The 16,686-nt window shown below is 64.4% G+C and carries 13 protein-coding genes and 1 pseudogene; 10 read left to right on the forward strand and 4 right to left on the reverse strand.

The features are described 5' to 3' along the window. Nucleotides 1-114: 114 nt before the first annotated feature. From ACTOXK_RS08070 to ACTOXK_RS08080, 3 genes and pseudogenes are all read left to right on the forward strand, one after another. Nucleotides 115-2,802, forward strand: a pseudogene (locus tag ACTOXK_RS08070) (ATP-dependent Clp protease ATP-binding subunit); the annotation flags it as partial. Nucleotides 2,803-3,259: 457 nt separating this feature from the next. Beyond that, nucleotides 3,260-3,535, forward strand: coding sequence for a type II toxin-antitoxin system Phd/YefM family antitoxin (locus tag ACTOXK_RS08075; RefSeq protein WP_482277683.1), 276 nt, complete (start codon nucleotides 3,260-3,262; stop codon nucleotides 3,533-3,535). Beyond that, entirely contained in the window at nucleotides 3,510-3,833 is a 324-nt protein-coding gene (locus ACTOXK_RS08080; protein WP_482277684.1) for a type II toxin-antitoxin system RelE/ParE family toxin, read from the forward strand. The genes ACTOXK_RS08075 and ACTOXK_RS08080 overlap by 26 nt, the downstream gene beginning before the upstream one ends. 88 nt (nucleotides 3,834-3,921) lie before the next feature. Here the strand turns inward: ACTOXK_RS08080 and ACTOXK_RS08085 are convergent, their stop codons facing one another. Both ACTOXK_RS08085 and ACTOXK_RS08090 read right to left on the reverse strand, forming a co-directional pair. Beyond that, on the reverse strand, nucleotides 3,922-4,467 hold the full coding sequence (locus tag ACTOXK_RS08085) for a YbjQ family protein (protein ID WP_482277685.1): 546 nt from the start codon (nucleotides 4,465-4,467) through the stop codon (nucleotides 3,922-3,924). Nucleotides 4,468-4,570: 103 nt separating this feature from the next. Beyond that, entirely contained in the window at nucleotides 4,571-5,908 is a 1,338-nt protein-coding gene (locus ACTOXK_RS08090; RefSeq protein ID WP_482277686.1) for a dicarboxylate/amino acid:cation symporter, read from the reverse strand. 277 nt (nucleotides 5,909-6,185) lie between these two features. On the opposite strand from ACTOXK_RS08090, the gene ACTOXK_RS08095 reads away from it, so the two are divergent. The 7 genes from ACTOXK_RS08095 (at nucleotide 6,186) to ACTOXK_RS08125 (ending at nucleotide 15,711) form a co-directional block, all read left to right on the forward strand. Then, nucleotides 6,186-7,595: a Sapep family Mn(2+)-dependent dipeptidase gene (locus ACTOXK_RS08095; RefSeq protein ID WP_482277687.1), complete on the forward strand. Its 1,410-nt coding sequence runs from the start codon at nucleotides 6,186-6,188 to the stop codon at nucleotides 7,593-7,595. 258 nt (nucleotides 7,596-7,853) lie between these two features. Further along, nucleotides 7,854-8,567, forward strand: coding sequence for a LytR/AlgR family response regulator transcription factor (locus ACTOXK_RS08100; protein ID WP_135970511.1), 714 nt, complete (start codon nucleotides 7,854-7,856; stop codon nucleotides 8,565-8,567). Between the two features lie 229 nt (nucleotides 8,568-8,796). Beyond that, a complete protein-coding gene (locus ACTOXK_RS08105; protein ID WP_482277688.1) occupies nucleotides 8,797-10,734 on the forward strand; it encodes a glucose-6-phosphate isomerase in 1,938 nt (645 codons plus the stop codon). 401 nt (nucleotides 10,735-11,135) lie between these two features. After that, nucleotides 11,136-13,790 (forward strand): carbamoyltransferase HypF, encoded by a 2,655-nt coding sequence (locus ACTOXK_RS08110; protein ID WP_482277689.1) that lies wholly within the window; start codon nucleotides 11,136-11,138, stop codon nucleotides 13,788-13,790. Nucleotides 13,791-13,870: 80 nt separating this feature from the next. Further along, nucleotides 13,871-14,134, forward strand: coding sequence for a HypC/HybG/HupF family hydrogenase formation chaperone (locus ACTOXK_RS08115; RefSeq protein WP_482277690.1), 264 nt, complete (start codon nucleotides 13,871-13,873; stop codon nucleotides 14,132-14,134). 110 nt (nucleotides 14,135-14,244) lie between these two features. Next, nucleotides 14,245-15,336: a hydrogenase formation protein HypD gene (gene hypD, locus ACTOXK_RS08120; protein WP_482277691.1), complete on the forward strand. Its 1,092-nt coding sequence runs from the start codon at nucleotides 14,245-14,247 to the stop codon at nucleotides 15,334-15,336. Nucleotides 15,337-15,414: 78 nt separating this feature from the next. Further along, nucleotides 15,415-15,711 (forward strand): GIY-YIG nuclease family protein, encoded by a 297-nt coding sequence (locus ACTOXK_RS08125; RefSeq protein ID WP_482277692.1) that lies wholly within the window; start codon nucleotides 15,415-15,417, stop codon nucleotides 15,709-15,711. A gap of 105 nt (nucleotides 15,712-15,816) precedes the next feature. Here ACTOXK_RS08125 and ACTOXK_RS08130 read toward each other — a convergent pair whose 3' ends face one another. Both ACTOXK_RS08130 and ACTOXK_RS08135 read right to left on the reverse strand, forming a co-directional pair. Further along, complete coding sequence (locus ACTOXK_RS08130; protein WP_482277693.1) at nucleotides 15,817-16,260, reverse strand: GatB/YqeY domain-containing protein; 444 nt, start codon at nucleotides 16,258-16,260, stop codon at nucleotides 15,817-15,819. A 216-nt stretch (nucleotides 16,261-16,476) separates the two neighbouring features. Next, nucleotides 16,477-16,686: hypothetical protein (locus ACTOXK_RS08135; protein WP_482277694.1), on the reverse strand; the 210-nt coding region annotated here is incomplete at its 5' end.

Consider the following 16,686-nt stretch of genomic DNA (forward strand, 5'->3'; position numbering starts at 1 on the left):
TTCCGCAGCGACTGAAAGTGCCCAGTGGGCACTTTCACAAAGCGAGGACTGTTTGAGCGAATTGGAATACCCGGCGGTTCCGACCGATAGAGAGATGCAAACAAGGAGATTTCCATGAGATTAGATAAATTGGCGGTGACGGCGCAGGAGGCATTTCAGAACGCGATGAGCGTTGCTGCCGATGCCGATGCGGCTGTCATCGAACCCATTCACTTGCTGAAGGCGCTGCTCGATTCCGACGAGAACAACCTCGCCGCCATCATCAAGCGCATCGGTGCCGACCCGGTCTGGCTCGCCCAGAACGTGGCCGACGAAATTGCCAAGATGCCCAAGCAGACGGGTGCCACCCCCATGGCCATGCCCGGCCAGGACCTCATCAAGGTCATCGACAATTCCGTGAAGATTGCCGAGAAGCTGGGCGACAGCTATGCCACGAGCGAGCATTTGCTCATCGCCTTGTCCGAGGACAAGGGCGCAGCGGGCCGCATCCTTACCACGGCGGGCATCACTCGCAAGAACATCGAGGCCGCCTATGACAGCCTGCGCGGTGACACCCGCGTTACCTCGCAGACCGACAAGACCCAGTTCGAGGCCTTGGAGCAGTTCGGCCAGAACCTCACCCAGCAGGCCCGCGAGGGCAAGCTGGACCCGGTTATCGGCCGTAACGAGGAAATTCGCCGCACCATCCAGGTGCTGTCCCGCCGCACGAAGAACAATCCCGTGCTCATCGGTGAGCCCGGCACCGGCAAGACGGCCATCGTGGAGGGCCTGGCCCAGCGCATCGTGGCCGGCGACGTTCCCTCGTCGCTGAAGGACCGCGAGATCGTCTCGCTCGATCTGGGTGCCATGATGGCCGGCGCGAAGTACCGCGGCGAGTTCGAGGACCGCTTGAAGAACGTGCTGCGCGAGGTGAAGGAAGCCAACGGCAACATCATCCTGTTCATCGACGAGTTGCACACCATCGTGGGTGCCGGTGCGGGCGGCGATTCGTCGCTCGATGCGGGCAATATGCTGAAGCCCGCCCTCGCCCGCGGCGAGCTGCGCGCCATCGGCGCCACCACGCTGGACGAGTACCGCAAGTACATCGAGAAGGACGCCGCCTTGGAGCGCCGCTTCCAGACGGTACTTGTGAGCGAGCCCACGGTGGAGGACACCATCGCCATTCTGCGCGGCCTGAAGGAGAAGTACGAGATCCACCACGGCGTGCGCATCACCGACGGCGCCATCGTGAGCGCGGCGGAGCTGTCCGACCGCTACATCACCGACCGCTTCCTGCCCGACAAGGCCATCGACCTTATGGACGAGGCGGCCAGCCGCCTGCGCATCGAGATCGACTCCATGCCCGAGGAGGTGGACGCCGCCGAGCGCAAGCTCATCCAGATGCAGATCGAGGAGCAGGCTCTCATGAAGGAGTCCGACATGGCCTCCCAGGAGCGCCTGGAAAAGCTGCGCCACGACATCGCCGCTGCTCGCGAGGCGCTCGACGCGCAGAAGGCCGAGTGGCAGAACGAGAAGGACGCCATCGTGGGCGTGCAGAACCTGAAAGCCGAGCTGGAAAGCGCCCAGCTTGACGAGGAGCGCGCCACCCGCGAGGGCAACTTGCAGGTAGCCTCCGAGATTCGCTACTCGCGCATTCCGCAGCTGCAGCAGCAACTGCATGCGGCCGAGGAGCTGGTGAAGACCAAGCAGCAGGACGGCGCCATCCTGAAAGAGGAGGTCTCCGAGGAGGAGATCGCCTCGGTGGTGTCCGCTTGGACCGGCATTCCCGTGACCAAGATGATGCAGGGCGAGATGGAAAAGCTCGTGGATTTGGAAGAGGTACTGAAGGGCCGCGTCATCGGCCAGGATGAGGCCGTGGGCGTGGTGGCCGGTGCCATTCGCCGCAACCGCGCGGGCCTGTCCGACCCGAACCGCCCCATCGGCAGCTTTTTGTTCCTCGGCCCCACCGGCGTGGGCAAGACCGAGCTGGCCAAGACGCTCGCCGAGTACCTGTTCGATTCCGAGAAGGCCATGGTGCGCATCGATATGTCCGAGTACATGGAGAAGTTCTCCGTGCAGCGCCTGATCGGAGCGCCTCCGGGATATGTGGGCTACGACGAGGGCGGCCAGCTGACCGAGGCCGTGCGCCGCAACCCCTACTGCGTGGTGCTGCTGGACGAGATGGAGAAGGCCCATCCGGACGTGTTCAACATCCTGTTGCAGGTGCTCGATGACGGTCGTCTGACCGACGGCCAGGGCCGCGTGGTGAACTTCAAGAACTGCATCATCATCATGACGTCCAACGTGGGCAGCCAGATCATCCGCGATCATGCCGCCGAGAGCCGCGCCTTCGACGAGGGCCAGGCCACTGGTGGCGAGACCATGGGAGATATGGCCGAGGCCATGATGAAGATGACTCCCGAGCAGGCCGCCAAGCGCATGCAGGAGTTCGCGAACAAGATTCAGGACGCCCTGTCCTCCACGTTCCGCCCCGAGTTCCTGAACCGCATCGATGACGTGATTACCTTCAACGAGCTGTCCATCTCGGCCATCGAGCCCATCGTGGACTTGCAGCTGGAAGCCGTGCGCGACCGCCTGCAGGCGCGCCACATCACCTTGGACGTGACCCCGGCGGCCATGGAGCATTTGGCCATCGATGGCTACGACCCGGTGTTCGGCGCCCGTCCCCTGAAGCGCCTCATCCAGCGCGAGGTGGTGGACCGCATCGCCGAGAAGGTCATCTCCGGAGAGTTGCGCGACCGCAGCCACGTGCTGATCGACCTGGACGCCGAGGGCAACTACGCCTGCCGCATCGAGGGCCCCATGGATCTGGACGGCCTGAACCTGGACGATCCCAGCTTCCTCACGGCCGGTGCCGCCCCGAAGGAGGCCCTGCAGGATCTGGACAACTTGAGCGACGGCGACCTCGGCGAGGATCCCATCGCCTAGTAAAAGGAGGGGCGAGATTCCCGCCCCTCCGCGCGTCGGCTTCCGACAGGCACCTGCCCTTGCCATTCAGCGCTTTCCCTCACGGCCCGAAGGCCGCTCGGCCGCGCTTCAAGGCAATGGCAGGCACCTGTCGGACCCTCGCTGATGTTACGAACGACCAGTGAGGGAAGAGGCCCTACGCAACCTCTTTCACAGTAAGCGCCCCCGGCCATGGTTGAGCCGGGGGCGCTTGTGCGTGGGAGTGGCAACGCAACGGCTCCGCAATCGTTGCGCTCACTTTGATAAAATCATGATAGAATTTTGATAGATAAACCGAGCGAAATGGGGCATCATGAACATTAGGCCGGTGTCGGATCTGCGCAATCACTACGCTTCCGTTGAGCAGGATGTGCTGGAGGGGGGCCCGGTGTTCCTCACCAAGAATGGCTACGGTTCCATGGTGGTGATGAGCATCGACCAGTTCGAGCATATCAACGGTACGGTGGAGACGGCCCTCGATGCTGCCGACCTTCAAGCGGCTACGACATCGCTTCGCTACACCCACGACGAAGTGTTCGGCTCCATTCGGGAAGGATTGCACCGTGGGTGCCGCACCGAAGCGCTATAGGCTGTGCTATCTGCCGCTGTTTTGGGACGACTTGAACGAGGCGGTCACCTACATCGCCGAGGTGCTGAAGGCGCCCATGGCCGCCGAACGTTTGATTGATGAGGTCGAAGCGGGCATTCTCACCTATGTGGAGCATCCCACCATCGCCCCCATCTACAAGACGACCCGCGAGCGTCCGTTACCTTACTACTGGTTCGATGTCGGCAACTACATGGTCTTCTACGTCGTCATCGACGACGTGATGGAAGTGCGCCGCTTCCTCTACGGGGCTCGCGACCTCACACGCATGATCCCGTAAGGGGCTGACGGTCGGGGCGATGCCCTTGCCGCCTCAGCTCGGAGCGCTTCCCCGTAGGGCAAGGGCCATGCCCTTGCCCTACGGGCTCCTACGCTTTCTCGATCTTTGCGGCGGTGCCGTCGAAGAGGTCCTTGTCCAGGGCGCGGGCGAGCTTCTCCAGCTTGATGGCCGTGGCGGTCACCGAGGCGCCGAACAGGTTCTTGGGCAGCATGTACACGTTGTAGCGCACGGCTACCAGACCGTTGGCGCCGGCTTCGTGGGCGCGGAACAGCAGCTCGTTCCAGGCGATGCGCTTCGCCCGTTCCATCTTGCTGCCGAGCAAGAGCGAGCGCTGGTCGGTGAGATCGGACACGATAGCGTCCACCTGGGCGGGAATGCCCGAGCCCACGACGGCGTCGGTGGAGAGGGTTCCCCGGTACTCGACGACGCGCCAGCCCTCGAAGGAGCTGGCGGCCGTGGTCATCATGAGGGACGGGTCGACCTCCAAGGCCGCCAGGAATGTGCGCTTGGCCTGCTCCCGCGCCTCGTCGGCCTCGGCTGCCTCCTTGCGCTCCGCGGGTGTCGTGTCCGCGAGCCCCGAACCGAAGTCCTCGTCAAGTTCGTCGCGCTTTTCCAGCGCTTTCTCTAGGTTCATAGCACGGGCCTCCCCGGGTATCTGCTCGCATGGGTACGAAACACTGCGAGTATACCCCGGGGGGCCCGGTCGTAAGGATCGCTGGCTGGTGGTTAGCCAGCGGTTAGGAAACGGCCATCTCGCCTTCGAGGGCGGCCGCCTTCTTGGCGCGACGGGCAGCGGCGCGCTTCTCCATGGCGTCCACGCAGGTGGCCACGGCGGCATCGCCCGTGACGTTCACCGTGGTGCGCATCATGTCGAGGATGCGGTCCACGCCGGCCACCAGGGCCACGCCCTCCACGGGCAGGCCCACCGATTGCAGCACCATGGCCAGCATGATCATGCCGCTGCCCGGTACGCCGGCGGTGCCGATGGAGGCGAGCACGGCGGTCATCACGATGGTGAGTTGCTGGCCCACGGTCAGGTCGATGCCGAACACCTGGGCGATGAAGATGGCGCACACGCCCTGGTAGATGGCGGTGCCGTCCATATTGATGGTGGCGCCGAGCGGCAGCACGAAGGACGTAACCTCCTTCGACACGCCCATCTTCTCGGTGCATTCCATGTTAATGGGCAGGGTGCCCACCGACGAGGCCGAGGCGAAGGCGAAGCCCATGACGGGCATCTCGCCCTTCAGGAATTTGAGCGGGCTCATGCGGGCGAACAGCTTGATGATGCCCGAGTACACGAGCGCGATCTGCACGATCATGGCCACGTAGGCCACCACGATGAGCCACAGCAGCGGCCGCAGCACGTCGATGCCGTTGTTGGCGATGACCGGGCAGATGAGGCCGAACACACCGAAGGGGGCCACGAGGATGATGCCGCGCATGATGGCGATGCACACGTCCGACAGGGCATTGCAGATGTCGATGACCGGTTTGGCCTTCTTGCCCGCGGCGATCATGCCGAAGCCGAACACCACGGCGATGACGATGACCTGGAGCATGGTGGCATCGGCCATGGGCTGGAAGAAGTTGCTCGGGAAGATGTTCACGATGGTGTCGATGAACGACGGCGGATCGGTGGCCTCGTAGGACAGGTCGCCGGTGTCCATCACGTAGCCGGCGCCCACGTTCATCACGTTGGCGAAGATGAGGCCGAGAGTGACGGCGAAGCCGGTGGTGACCAGGTAGAACAGGATGGTCTTGCCGCCGATGGCACCCACCTTCTTCACATCGTCGAGCGATACGACGCCGGCGATGATGGAGAACAGCACCAGGGGCACGACGATCATCTTGATGAGGTTCAGGAAGATGGTGCCGAAGGGCTTGATGTAGGTGTCGGCGATGTCGGGCGCTCCCTGGAGGGCGAGGCCCGCCAGCACGCCCAGGATGAGGGCGATGAAGATCCAGGTGGTCAGCGACAGGCGCTTGAACCAGGGCTTGTCCTTCTTGTCGCGAGGCGCGCCGTCCCCGAGGGCGGGATCGGCGGCAGGCTGCACGGTGGCGTCGTCGGCCATAACGGTGAGTCCTTTCCCCTATGAATGCGTGAACGTCCCCATTATAAGCAAATTGCCAAGGAAAACCAGGTGGCAGCCGTGGCGATCTAACGGCCGCGCAACAAAATGGGGAACGTGACGCGGTGGTGTCGGGGAAGGGCCATAATGGCAACGATACCATCGTGGCGACGTTTGCCCCGAAGCTGTGTGGAAGTGCGATTGCGGCTCCACCGAGGCGCGAGCCGTGCTATGGTGTCCCGCGCTTTCAGGGGAAACGCAGATATGAAAGGAGCGACCTATGGATCGCAAGGAAATCGTGGCCGCCGCCAGTGCCTACTGGGATGCCAACCGTGACGCCATCGTGGCCGACATCGCCAAGCTCGTGGAAATTCCCTCTACGGAGGATCTGGCTGCGGCCGCTCCCGGAGCGCCCTACGGCCCTGGCCCCGCCGCCGCCCTGGCCGCGGCGCTGGAAATCGCCGAGGGCATGGGCATGGCCGCCACCAACTGCGAGGGCCACATCGGCTTCGCCGACCTGCCGGGTGAGACCGATGCCCAGCTGGGGATCATCGGCCACGTGGACGTGGTGCCCGCCGGTCCCGGCTGGAACTTCGAGCCCTTCAAGGTGACGGAAAAGGACGGCTACCTCATGGGCCGCGGCTGCCTGGACGACAAGGGCCCCTCGGTGGTGGCCCTGCACGCCGTGAAGTGCGTGGCCGGTCTGGACGTGAAGCGCCCCTACACCATGCGCTTCATCTTCGGGGCCAACGAGGAGACCGGCATGGCCGATGTGCTCTGGTACCTGGAGAACTACGAGAGCCCCGCGTTCCTGTTCACGCCCGACGCCGACTTCCCCGTGTGCTACGGCGAGAAGGGCGGCTACGACGGTCGCATCACGAGCGCGCCTATTACCGATCCGGTGATTTTGGACATCTCCGGCGGCGTGGTCACCAACGCGGTGCCCGGCGAGGCCTGGGCCATCGTGCGCGGCGACGCGGCGGCGCTCCCCGCGGCCGAGCGCATTACCGTGACCGATGCCGGCGACGGCACCGTGCGCATCGAGGCGGCGGGCGTGAACGCCCACGCGGCCTGGCCCGAGCGCGGCATCTCCGCCATCATGCTGCTGGCGAACTACCTGCTGGAGAACGGCCTCGTCAACGAGCAGGAGCGCACGTTCTTGGAGCTGGTGCGCAGCCTGGTGTCCGATACCACGGGCGCCGGCGTGGGCATTGCCACGGCCGACGAGTACTTCGGCCCGCTCACCGTGGTGGGCGGCACCATCGCCAAGGAGGGCGACCGCCTCGTGCAGACCATGGACAGCCGCTGGCCCACGTCCATCACGGCCGAGGAGATCACCGCGGCGCTCACGAAGCTGACCGACGACATCGGCGCCACCTTCGAGAACACCCTGCTCATGGTGCCCTTCCTCGTGAAGCCGGAGGATCCGGAGATCCAGGTGCTCCAGGATGCCTTCCAGTTCGTGACCGGCGACACCGAGCACAAGCCCTTCACCATCGGCGGTGGCACTTACGCTCGCGAGTTCAAGAAGGGCGCGTCCTTCGGCGTGAACATGCCCTGGGTGGAGAATCCGGCCTGGGTCGGCGGCGAGCACGGCCCCGACGAGGGCGTGTCCGAGGCCCTGCTGAAGACCTCCTTCGAGATCTACGTGCTGGCTCTGGCCGAGCTGCAGGGGCTGGAAATCCAGTAACCCGTCGCGACGCTCGGCTCGACGCCCCCCCGTAAAGCGCCCGCTGAGGGACGGTTTGAGGGCGGCTCCCGCGAGAGCGGGAGCCGCCTTTTTTGCGTCTGGGGCTCCATTATCGGGCTTGCAGTTCGGGGCCATCGGTAATTTCAATGCCCCGACGAGGGATAAAGCCGTGGTTTATTCTTGGTCGGGGATGACGGGCCGTCAGCTGTGCTATAGAATGGGCTGGAATTTAACCGAGGGTTCATATTGGAGGACACTGTGCTTAACGCGATTATCGTTGACGACGAGGCGCCTGCCCGTTCTGAACTGCGCTTCCTCCTCGATGAGGTTGGCGGGGTTGAGGTGACGGCTGAAGCCGCCAACGTGCGCGAGGCTATTGAGAAGCTGAAAGAGTACCCCTGCGACGTCATGTTCATGGATGTGAACATGCCCGAGGCCACGGGTCTGCAGCTGGCCGAGGCCCTGCAGCACCTGAAGTTCCCGCCGGCGGTGGTGTTCGTGACCGCTTATTCCGAGCATGCGCTGGACGCCTTCAAGGTCAGCGCCATCGACTACCTGGTGAAGCCCGTGGAGACCGAGCGTCTGGCCCAGGCCATCGCCCGGGTGCGTGAGCATGTGGCCCTGCACATGCAGGCTCACAAGTCCGAGCGCATCCCCGTGGAAAAGGGCGGCAAGAAGATTCTCATCGGCATTGACAAGATCCGCTTCGTCATGGCCCGCGATGACTACGCCTATCTGCAGACCGACGCCGACCGCTACTTCTCTACGGTGAGCCTCGCTCAGCTGGAGAAGCGCCTCGACGGCCATGGGTTCTTCCGCGTACACCGCGGCTACCTGGTGAATCTGTCCATGGTGGAGGAGATCGAATCGGTTTCCGGCGGCACGCTGCTGCTCACCCTGAATGGCGTGGAGGAGAAGATCCCCGTGTCTCGCCGCCGCGTGTCTTCGCTGAAGAAGGCGCTGAACCTGTAAGAGGGGCATTCTCCATCAAGAAACTGACGGACTCTCACATGACGGGGGTCCGTTTTGTTTCTCCCGTTCACAGAACCGCCATAGGGTTGTGGGAAAACGGGCGCGCTTCGGCGGCCTTTGCTAGAATATTTCCACTAGATTAACGAGGAGGGGCCCCGGTGCCAGGCGCAAGGGGCCCGTTTGCAATTCTGCTGGCTGGCGGAAATTGCCCAGAGAGAAGAGGAGCGCCATGCTCTCCGTCGACATCGAGAAGCTGTACCCCGCCGCGAAGACCCTGGTGAAGGCCCGGGCCGCGAGCCGTATCCACGCCAAGGATGCCACGCTGTACGAGTTCTCCGAGGCCGCGCAGCAGTGCGCCGCCGAGTACATGGGCTGGGCCGACCTGGCCACGAGTCCCCTGTGCGACCTGGGGGAGATTCAGGCCTTCGCCGACGAGGCCGTGGCCGAGGGCATCGACACTGTCATGCTCATCGGCCAGGGCGGCTCCACCCAGGCCCCCATGACCATCACCAAGTACAACAAGCCGGACTCCAATCGCGTGTCTTTCAAGACGCTCGACTCCGACTCGCCGGTGCGCGTGCGCGAGATGCTCACCGTCTGCAAGCCGGAGCATACCCTGGTCATCATCTCGTCCAAGAGCGGCGGCACCATCGAGCCGCGCATGCTGTTCGAGGCCGTGCGGGCCGAGTTCGCGAGGGCCCTGGGCGAGGAGGAGGCCGTCCGGCACCTCGTGGCCATCACCGATCCCGGCAGCGAACTGGATCGGGTGGCTCGCGAGGAGGGCTGGCGCGCCGTGTTCCCCGGGGAGCCCACCGTGGGCGGCCGCTTCTCGGCCCTGTCAGTGTTCGGGCTGGTGCCCGCGGCCCTGGCCGGCATCGACCTGGACGAGTTCATGGCCCATGCCTGCGCCGCCGAGGAGGCCTGCTCCGAGGACGCCATCGACAACCCGGCCATCGGCCTGGCCGCCTTCCTCTACGACAACTACCTGAAGGGCCGCAACAAGTTCTCGTTCCTCACCCCCCGCCGCGGCCGCGTGCTGGGCCTGTGGATCGAGCAGTTGGTGGCCGAGTCGCTGGGCAAGGAGGGCCAGGGCATCCTGCCGAGCATCGAGATCGACTCGCTGCTGCTGACCGAGGACCCCGGCGACCGTTCGGTCATCATGTACCAGACCAAGACCGACCTGTGGGACGAGAGCCGCAACTTCGAGATGAGCCTCGCCTACATCGACAACGCCATCCCGCGCCTGAACTACCGCATCGAGTCGGTCTACGAGCTGGCCGAGCACTTCGTCATGTGGGAGTACGCCATCGCCATGTGCGGCTATCTCATGGGCGTGTGCCCCTTCGACCAGCCCGACGTGGCCTCCGCCAAGGCCGAGGTGCTGGAGATTCTGAAGAACGGCCAGCCCGAGCCGTCCTTCACCGAGGTGTTTACCGAGGCCGTGGACATGGGCCGCGTGGAGGTAACCTACGGCGATATGTTCGAGGGCTGCGAGGATCTGCACGAGACGCTCTACGCGCTGCTGTCCTCCATCCAGCCCGGCGACTTCTTCGCGCTGAACGCGTTTCTGCCCTTCACGGGCGAGGGGCGCCGCGAGGCCATCGAGACCATCCGCCATGGTGTGGCCGAGGCCTTCGGCGTGGTGTCGTGCCTGGAGGTGGGCCCGCGCTACCTGCATTCCACGGGCCAGCTGCAGAAGGGCGGCCCGAACATGGGGGTCTTCCTCATTCTGTCGGCCGACGAGCTGAAGGACATCCCCCTGCCCGAGGGCTGCCCGGCCGCCAGCCTGGGCGACCTGGCGAAGGCCCAGGCCGCCGGCGATTTGGTGACCCTGGCGAAGCACGGCCGCCGCTGCGTGCACCTGCACCTGCCCGACAACTCGGGCGTGACTCTGCGCCTTCTGGCCCAGGTGGTGGAGGACGCGATCGCCGACATCCTGGCCGATCGGGCGCTGGCCGAGGCCGCCGCAGCAGCTGAGGACGAGGAACTGACCGAGGCCACGGTGGTGGTGGAGGCGGCTGAAGCGAGCGAGGCTGCCGTGGAGGTCGAGTTCGCCGACGAGCCCGAGGCCGGCGAGGGGGCCGATGACGGCAACGGCGCTGAAGCCATCGAGGCACAAGCAGTGGCCGCCGACGAGGAGACGCCGGGCGAGCCGGCCATCGGGTAGGCGCCTCCTGCGGCGTAGGGCGTTTCCCGTTGCCCCTTAACGTGACAATTCAGTCTGGTGGGCTGCGCACTGCCTGAGTTGAAAGCTGCGTTGTATTACACTACACTTGCGCGCACGGACAAGCGGACTGCTTCCTTCGCAGGAAGGAGCAGCTATGTACGTTAGCTGGATGGAGCTCTTGACGTTTTGTTTGGTTATCGTAGCGGTGATTGAGTTGGCCGTGCGCTTGCGGCAGTAGCCGCGACAAGCGGGCGGCAATGAAAAAGCCGTCCCTCGCATAGGAAGAACGGCTCTTCATCACATTAAATAGGGTAATGTGAAGCAGTCGTGCCCGGTTGCAGCGGGCTTTCCGCTTGTCCGTAGTATATCGCGCGACAACGCGCAAAGCAAGGGAGCAGCTCATGATCGACGCGGTTGACATTCATGTGAAGGGCATTGTACAAGGGGTGGGGTTCCGCCCCTTTGTCTATCGCATGGCGAAGAAGTACCTCATCAACGGTTGGGTGCTGAACGCGGCCGATGGGGTGTACATCCACGCCGAGGGCGAGGGCAAGCTGGTGGACGAGTTCATCATGGAACTGTCCGACAATCCGCCGGCGGCTTCGCGCGTGGAAGAGATCGATATCAAGGAAGTGCCCCTGGAGGACTTCGACAGCTTCGAGATTCGCTTCTCCGACGATGAGGCCGTGGCCGAGACCACCCTGGTGTCGCCCGAGCTGGCCACCTGCGCCGACTGTGTGAACGAGCTCTTCAACCCGAATGACCGCCGCTATCGCTACCCCTTCATCAACTGCACGAACTGCGGCCCGCGCTTCACCATCATCGATCACTTGCCCTATGACCGCGCCGCTACGTCCATGGCCGCCTTTCCCATGTGCGAGCGCTGTGCCGCGGAATACGCCGACCCGCTGGATCGCCGCTTCCACGCCCAGCCCGATGCGTGCTTTGAATGCGGGCCGTCTGTTTCGTTTGCCTGGCGGCAAACGAACGAGGCCGATGCTGCGGTTCCGACGGGCGCCTGCCCTTCACGTTCAGCGCTTTCCCTCGCGGCGCAAAGGCCGCTCGGCCGCTCTTCAAGCGAATTACAGGTACCGGTCGAAACCTCGCTGACAGATACTGACCAGGGAGAAGTTCAATTTAATATTGTGTGGGGAAAGACTCGCGAGGAGTCCGATGCCATTTTCGCGACAGCGGTGGATATGCTCATGGCGGGGAAGATTCTGGCTGTGAAGGGGCTGGGGGGCTTCCATCTGGTGTGCGATGGCAACAATGCCGAGGCCGTGGCCGAGCTGCGCCGCCGCAAGCGCCGCGACGGAAAGGCCCTGGCGGTAATGGCCGGCTCCCTGGATGATGCGCGGGCGCTGTGCCTGGTGAGCGAGGAAGAGGAAGCGGTGCTCACCGGTTCCACGCGGCCCATTGTGCTGCTGCGCAAGCGGTCCGGTGCGGCCATCGGCGCGGGTTTGGCCGACGGACTGTCGGAGCTGGGCGTCATGCTGCCCTACACGCCGGTGCAGCATCTGCTGATGCACGACTTCGCTACCGCGTGGCAGGCGGCCGAGCCAGCGGCGGTGCGCAGCGAGACGCCGGACACGCCGGGACGCCGGGTTCCCCTGTTGGTCATGACCTCGGGCAACGTGCACGACGAGCCCATCTGCATCGCCGACGAGGAGGCTCGCGAGAAGCTGGCCGGCATTGCCGATGCCTTCCTGGGGAATAACCGTCCCATTCTCACGCGTTTCGACGACTCGGTGGTGCGGCTCATTCGCGTGCCAGGGAGCGAGGGCGCCGCTGAGCCTGACTGCGCTATCCAGTTCTTGCGCCGCGCCCGGGGCTATGCTCCCGTGCCCGTGTCGGTGACTGCCGAGGGAGTGGATCCCGCCGAGGGCATCGTCTTCGCGGCTGGGCCCGAGCAGAAGAACACCTTCACGCTGCTGCGCGGCACTGATGGGTTCGTGTCCCAGCATATCGGCGACGTGGAAAATGCCGAGACTTACGATGCATGGCTGGCCACGAAGGATCGCTTCGAGAGCCTCTTCGAGATGACCCCGACTGCCGTGGCTTGCGACCGTCACCCCGAGTACCTTACGAGCAAGTGGGCCCACCACCAGGGCCTGCCCGTGACCGAGGTGCAGCACCATCATGCGCACATCGTGTCGGCCATGGCCGAGCACGGGCTGACCGACGCCGTGTGCGGCATCGCCTTCGATGGCACGGGCTTCGGGGCCGACGGGGCCATCTGGGGCGGCGAAGTGCTGCTCGCGAACCGCCAGGCCTTCGAGCGCTTCGCCAACTTCGCCTACGTGCCCATGCCGGGGGGTGCGGCGGCCATCAAGCATCCCCTGCGCATGGCCTACGGCGTGTTGTGGGCCTATGACCTGCTGGAACATCCGGCCGCTGAGGCGGCCCTTGCGTCCTTGGGTGAGGAGGCCGAGGTATGCGATAGGATGATCGAGCGGGGGCTAAACACGCCCATGACCTCGTCGGTCGGGCGCTTGTTCGATGCCGCCAGTGCCTTGCTCGGCATTTGCACCGAGCCCTCTTACGAGGGAGAAGGCGCCATCTTGCTGGAGGCGGCCATGGAGCTAGCCGGCGCTGCCGAGCCGGGGGCTGCGGCCGCCGAAGAGGCCGCCGGTGTGGCCGGGGAAGACGAGCTGGTGGCCCGCGAGCGCTACGCGGTGACGGCCCAGAAAAACACCGCCACCGAGACGAGCACGGCCGAAGACACCTCGGTGCTGTTGCTGGATGCCGAGGCTCCGTTCCGCGCTCTGTTGGACGACGTGGCCGCTGGTGTGCCCGTGTCCATCATCGCGCGGCGGTTCCACGATGCCATGGTCAGCGCCATCGTGATGGCCGCGGAACTAGTGCGGGCTTTGTACGGCATTGAGACCGTGGTGTTGTCGGGCGGCGTGTTCATGAACCGCTACCTGGTGGAGTATGTCTTGGCCGATCTGGCTGCCGCCGGCTTCACGGCCGCCATCAACCGCGATCTTCCGCCCAACGACGGCTGTATCAGCCTCGGGCAAGCGGTGGTGGCCTCCTCCCGTTCGGGCAAGTAGGGAGTCTGGCCGAAACCTCGCTGACTTCCTGGGGCGAACCTGCGACAATGCATCAATGAGATAGGCATTGGAGGTAGCGTATGTGCTTGGCAATTCCCGCGAAAGTGGCTTCGCTCGAAGAGGGCAACCTGGCCACTGTTGACATTCTCGGTGTGAGCCGCGAGATTTCCGTCGACTTGACGCCCCAGGCCCAAGTGGGCGATTACGTGCTCGTGCACGCCGGCTTCGCCATCGAAGTGGTGGACGAGCAGTTCGCCCAGGAGACCATCGAGCTCATCAAGCAGTTCCCCGAGCTGGCCGATTTAGAAGGGCAGCCGGCAATGAAAAAGCCGCCCCTCGCATAGGAAGAACGGCTCTTCATCACATTAATACTGGTAATGTGAAGCAGTCGTGCCCGGTGCCTCGGGCATTCCGCTTGTCCGTATTGTACATCCCTGAAGGAGTGGTTGCAAGCATGGACGCCATGCAACAAGAACTGAAAGCGTTCAAGGATCCGAAGCTGGCTCGCGGGCTCATCGAGTCCATCCAGGCGCTGGCCCCCGCGTCGGCTACGCTGATGGAAGTGTGCGGCACCCATACCGTGGCTATTGCACGCAACGGTATTCGCGGGCTCATGCCCGAAGGGGTACGCCTGGCCTCGGGGCCGGGGTGCCCGGTGTGCGTCACCAGCAACCACGACATCGACAAGGTGATCGCCCTGGCCCGCGTGCCCGAGGTGACCATCGCCACCTTCGGAGACATGACCCGGGTGCCCGGCTCCACCTCCAGCCTGCTGGCCGAGCAAGCGGCCGGACGATCGGTGGAGATCGTTTACTCGCCGCTGGATGCGCTGCGCCTGGCCGCCGACAATCCCGATCGGCAGATCGTCTTCGTGGGCGTGGGCTTCGAGACCACCACGCCGCTCGTGGCCATGGCCATCAAGCGCGCGAAGGCCATGGGGCTTAAGAACTTCACCGTGTACGGTGCCCACAAGAATATGCCGGGGGCGCTGGAGGTCATCATCAACGACCCGGCTCTGAAGTTGGACGCCCTCATTTTGCCGGGCCATGTGTCTACCATCATCGGCGTGGAGCCGTACCGATTCCTGGCCGAGAAGTACGGCATTCCCGGTGTCATCACCGGTTTCGAGCCGGTGGACGTGCTCCAGGGCATCGCCATGATTATGCGGCAGTTGCACGAGGGTCGGGCCGAGATCGAGATCGCCTACGCCCGCGGCGTCATGGCCGAGGGCAATCCCGTGGCCCTGGCCGCCATCGACGAGGTGTTCGAGACCTGCCCCGCCACTTGGCGCGGCCTGGGCGAGATTCCCGGCAGCGGCTACCGCATTCGAGAAGAGTTCGCCGACTTCGATGCCATGCGCCGCTTCAGGCCCGAGGTGGAGCCCGTGCGCGAGCACAAGGGCTGCCGCTGCGGCGACGTGCTGCGCGGCATCATGGCTCCCAACGACTGCCCCCTGTTCCGCACCGTGTGCACGCCGGAAAACCCCGTGGGCCCCTGCATGGTAAGCAGCGAAGGCAGCTGCGCGGCGTACTATCGGTACTACTAGGTCCGTTCGCCCTGACGGGACGAACGGACCTGCCGAAGCCTCGCTGACTCCCTCGGGCGATCCGGTGATGAGGTGAAGATGGAGCAGAGAAGTCACTATATGTACGTGCTGGAATGCGCTGATGGGTCGCTGTATACGGGCTATGCGGTGGATGTGCAGGCGCGATTGGCGGTGCACAATGCGGGCAAGGGTGCGAAGTACACGCGGGCCCGGCTGCCCGTGAGCCTGCTGGCCTATGCGCAGTTTGCCACCAAGCACGATGCCATGCACGCGGAATACGTTTTCAAGCAACTGTCCCGCAACGAGAAGGACGCCCTTCTGGCCGCTGCGTCCCATTCCTCCTTCGAGGAGGCGCTGCGGCGGCTGCTATCGTAGTCCTTTGTTTTGCAGCGGCTGCTACGTAGTCCTTTGCCGCGCAACCGCTGGTTGTCCTACATTGCGAAGAGGTGCCTCTGATGCGACGGCACGAGCGGCTGCGCTCTAGTTCAGCTTGGAGCCGAGCTGCTGGGCGGCGGCTGCCTTGTCGAAGTTGCCGCCGGTGCGCTTCGTGAGCTCGCCCATGACACGGCCCATCTCCTTCTTGGACGTGGCGCCGGTGTCGGCCAGCACCGCGTCGATGAGCGCCGCCAGCTCGTCGCCCGCCACCTGCTTCGGCAGGTACTCCTCAAGAATGGCCACCTGCGCGGTGAGGGCGTCGGTGCGCTCCTGGTTGTTGCCGGCCTTGATGGAACCGTCCAGCGTCTCCTTCGTCTGCTTGATGACGCGCTTCAGCATGGCGTCCACATCGGCCTCGGTCACGTCGCGCCGCTCGTTCACCTCGATGGCCTTCAGCTCGGTATGCACCTGGCGCAGAATGTCGCGGCGGTGGTTGTCGCGCGCCTTCATGGCCGCCTTGATCTCATCTTGAAGCTGCTGGTATTCCATAGAGAGTCCTTCCACTCAAGTCCCACGTCGTACCCCCTCATCATACCGCCCCCGCGCTCCTCTTCTGGCGGCCTCACCATATCCGTGCAAAGTAACGCCCCCGTGGCGAGAAACCGCTTATTCGGGGGCGCTTTGTACGTTTCGGCCGCAAAAAGACGTTACTTTGCACGGGCTGGGGAAGGAAAGGGGCGGAGTGGGATGTCCGGCCCTGGGGAACTACCCCTCCCGCAGAGCGCCTCTTACGATGCCGCGGGCGGCCAGGTAGGTGACGAGCATATAGCCGCCGTAGATGACGATGGTGAGCCCGGCGGCCATCATGATGGGAGTGAAGGTGCTCACGCCGATGGCATCGAACATGGAATCGGACAGCACGCCGATGGCGCAGGCCGCGTGGCACACTGCCAGCGCCAGCGGTACGAGGAAGTA

It is taken from the genome of Adlercreutzia sp., from assembly GCF_056795635.1.

Excerpts from the sequence above, each read along its gene's own strand:
- ACTOXK_RS08075 (WP_482277683.1), top strand. The coding sequence starts at position 3,260 with ATGAACATTAGGCCGGTGTCGGATCTGCGCAATCACTACGCTTCCGTT.
- ACTOXK_RS08085 (WP_482277685.1), bottom strand. The coding sequence starts at position 4,467 with ATGAACCTAGAGAAAGCGCTGGAAAAGCGCGACGAACTTGACGAGGAC.
- ACTOXK_RS08090 (WP_482277686.1), bottom strand. The coding sequence starts at position 5,908 with ATGGCCGACGACGCCACCGTGCAGCCTGCCGCCGATCCCGCCCTCGGG.
- ACTOXK_RS08095 (WP_482277687.1), top strand. The coding sequence starts at position 6,186 with ATGGATCGCAAGGAAATCGTGGCCGCCGCCAGTGCCTACTGGGATGCC.
- ACTOXK_RS08105 (WP_482277688.1), top strand. The coding sequence starts at position 8,797 with ATGCTCTCCGTCGACATCGAGAAGCTGTACCCCGCCGCGAAGACCCTG.
- ACTOXK_RS08110 (WP_482277689.1), top strand. The coding sequence starts at position 11,136 with ATGATCGACGCGGTTGACATTCATGTGAAGGGCATTGTACAAGGGGTG.
- ACTOXK_RS08115 (WP_482277690.1), top strand. The coding sequence starts at position 13,871 with ATGTGCTTGGCAATTCCCGCGAAAGTGGCTTCGCTCGAAGAGGGCAAC.
- hypD (WP_482277691.1), top strand. The coding sequence starts at position 14,245 with ATGGACGCCATGCAACAAGAACTGAAAGCGTTCAAGGATCCGAAGCTG.
- ACTOXK_RS08125 (WP_482277692.1), top strand. The coding sequence starts at position 15,415 with ATGGAGCAGAGAAGTCACTATATGTACGTGCTGGAATGCGCTGATGGG.
- ACTOXK_RS08130 (WP_482277693.1), bottom strand. The coding sequence starts at position 16,260 with ATGGAATACCAGCAGCTTCAAGATGAGATCAAGGCGGCCATGAAGGCG.